The 904-nt window shown below is 48.2% G+C and carries 1 protein-coding gene; it reads right to left on the bottom strand.

Annotation, left to right across the window (positions count from 1 at the left end):
• On the bottom strand, window positions 1-904 hold a 904-nt coding region (locus A3729_RS33270; RefSeq protein WP_197475946.1), incomplete at both ends, for a hypothetical protein.

Here is a 904-nt window from a genome sequence, read left to right on the forward strand (position 1 = left end):
CTTAATTTGGTGATGCGTTGGGCCAGAATGAGGGCATAGATAAACATCAGTGCGATGATCAGGGCAATGATAGCGCCGGTTTTAATTGCAATAGCTTGTAGTCTGGTTTTGTGTTGTTCAAGTACATGGCTGGCAGCTTCATCGATGACGACTAGGCCTATGGCTTTATTATCCTTAATGATTGGGTAACAGGTCGTTATTCTGGAGTCCGGAGCGTCGCCTTTCATATGCTGGTATTGCTGAACGCTACCCTTCAAGGCATTGTTTAGGCAGTCTTGATCAAGTTCAAAGCCGCCTTTGTCTCTTGCTGCAAAGGCCCACTCGCGGCCCCGGCGGTCGTAGATGCCTAAATGCGCGTAGTTGGACTTCAGCTGGTCAATGACTCGCTGTAGCTCTCTTGCATGAAGTTCTAGAGGGTTAAATTGACCTGCCAACTCAGACGGTAGTGTCGAGATAATTGCCTTGGGACCAAGGGAGGGCTGCTGGTCGACATCGACAACTGCAATATGCAGTTCTGCTCCTTGGGTATCTAATTGGCTTAGGGGAAGGCGAAATTCAACAACATAGCCTGACTCAGAACGTCGCCAAAAGCCTTGAATGCCTGTCTGGTGACTTTCGATCTCAGTACTGGGTGCGATACCGTATTCCCATTCATGATTACTGAAGTAACTCGCTAAGGGGCCTTCATGTTCAGCAGGAAGAATGATGCGTTCAATATGGCCTTCTGGTGCGCGATAACTTAAGCGAATATGATCACTATAATCGAGCCGAAGGTGGTTGCGGCGATAACTGACTAGTTCGTCAGTGACGGCGATAGCTGCGTAAAGGTAATGCTGGGTTTGAGCCAGTTGTAAGGTAAAAGCCGCTTCAGGAGAATCTGTCGTATTGGTTTGTCTATAGCGCT

The organism is Oleiphilus sp. HI0043, from assembly GCF_001634935.1.